Source organism: Vibrio thalassae, assembly GCF_900089835.1.
GTDB classification, from domain to species: Bacteria; Pseudomonadota; Gammaproteobacteria; order Enterobacterales; family Vibrionaceae; genus Vibrio; species Vibrio thalassae.
Map to the genome: position 1 here is coordinate 1 of NZ_OANU01000001.1, position 1,836 is coordinate 1,836.

Genomic DNA, 1,836 nt, shown 5'->3' on the forward strand with positions numbered 1-1,836 from the left:
TACGTGGATCGGGTATGCGATTAAGGCGTTCAAAAAGTGTCATTTTGTAGGTTGAGTAGTACATAGATAATGATCTGATCAACAAAATCAGGATTAGTTCAATCGAAAATAAAGAACATTTAATTCCTTGATGCAGGTGAACGCAAATTGACCGTGTTGTTTGGCATTTAATCAATTAAACCCTACAAACTATGTGAGATCTCGCCCTGGATAGAGCCTTAGTTAGAAAGATACTGTGTGAAAATTTACATAACTTAGCTATCATAACTGATAAACGCATCTTTTTTATTAAATTTCAAGAAAGGTAACCATGGAACTCTCACCAAACGCTTTAACCCCTGAAGAAACGTATAAATTATTAATCGGTGGGATAACACCCAGACCAATTGCATGGGTTTCTTCCGTGTCTTTAGATGGAAAAGTAAACCTTGCTCCATTCTCTTTTTTCACAGTCGCGTCAGCAAATCCACCAATGCTTTGCTTTAACCCCATGTTTAATTCTGAAAAAATGCCTAAAGATACACTGCGAAATATTCAAGAACAAAAAGAATTTGTGATCCACAGCGTTAGCTATGATGATTTAGAAGCAATGAATAAAACTTGTCATAATGTGGATGCTGATGTGGATGAATTTGAATACGCAGAGATTGAAAAAGTAGCCAGTTCATGTGTTACGCCTCCTCGCATTAAAAATGCAGTCGTTGCTTATGAATGTAAACTCAACCGTATAGTTGACTTGGGAGAAGGAGCATTGTCGGGACATTTGGTGATTGGAGAAGTGTGTGCGATTCATGTTGCTGATGATGCGATTTCAAACTATCGAATCGATGCAGATAAGCTTGATAGTATTGGCCGTATGGCAGGAAGTGATTATAGTCTGACAAGAGAAAGAACAACGCTTTCTCGAGATTAAAGCTCAGGTATCCCTAGCTGATTTTTGTCCGTGCAAGCTTAAGTCGTATGAAGTGTTCTGGTCAACACCAGCCGGACACTTTTCTCAATTGATTATCAGTCTTCAAAATAGATTTTCTCATACAAAAAACTAATGCGAACTGGCTTGATTTAATTGAAGTTCGAAACCAATAACTGTCCAGAATGAGCCAGAGCATGAGTGAACTTCACTTCAAGTCGTGTTCTTTAACTTACACTTTATCTAATACCTAAAACTCCAACTAAGTGGCCCAATTCATTCAGCCACCATAAATAAACTCACCTCTGGTCTTTTTAACGGCTAAAAGTAATGTGTTTTCAGCTGGATACGATAGCTGTACAATGATTGTGCTGACTATTGGTTAGGATAATCATTTATGACCCCATTAAGCGAAATTTTAGCTACGATGCCTCGAAGTGCTGCTGAAGATACAGTGCAGCTACTACGACAATAACTCGTCAACATGAAGAAACGGCCTCATTAAATGAAACGAATGAGGCCGCCGCCGCGCTTGCAAGAGACAAGAGAGTGACGCACACAGGCTTTACAGAAAATGAATAGGTAGAAGGGATAGACCGCCATACTTATCAGTTCGAAGATGGCATGACTGTCGACTCTATCGAGTTCTGGAAACTGCGTATGGATGATGCGTTCAACGATGGCTGGTCAGAAATTGATTGAACAATCACCCACCACTGTCAACGCCAGTTTAAAATTGATCCACTTATCGACGTTATCGCCAAAGTAAAACTGACCCACCCACGTAATTATTTTGTACTTTCAGATAGATTTTCTAGAACTGTTGGTATGGTTCCAGCCGCTTTCTTTCCTCTTAATCGGTAGCTTTCTCCGCTGATTTGTACGATGTGCGAGTGATGAAGAAGCCTATCCAGTAATGCCGCCGT

General features: G+C 39.8%; 2 protein-coding genes. One reads left to right on the forward strand and one right to left on the reverse strand.

Annotated features, from left to right (window positions below):
* The first annotated feature begins 310 nt into the window (after positions 1–310).
* Positions 311–913 carry a flavin reductase family protein gene (locus VTH8203_RS00005; RefSeq protein ID WP_096991799.1) on the forward strand — a complete coding sequence of 201 codons (603 nt, stop codon included), beginning with the start codon at positions 311–313 and terminating at the stop codon, positions 911–913.
* Between the two features lie 785 nt (positions 914–1,698).
* Here VTH8203_RS00005 and VTH8203_RS00010 read toward each other — a convergent pair.
* The coding region (locus VTH8203_RS00010; protein WP_244181119.1) for an ATP-binding protein at positions 1,699–1,836 on the reverse strand (138 nt) is incomplete at its 5' end.

What these genes read in the sequence shown, in the direction of transcription:
- VTH8203_RS00005 (WP_096991799.1), top strand. Translation starts at nt 311, where the DNA reads ATGGAACTCTCACCAAACGCTTTAACCCCTGAAGAAACGTATAAATTA.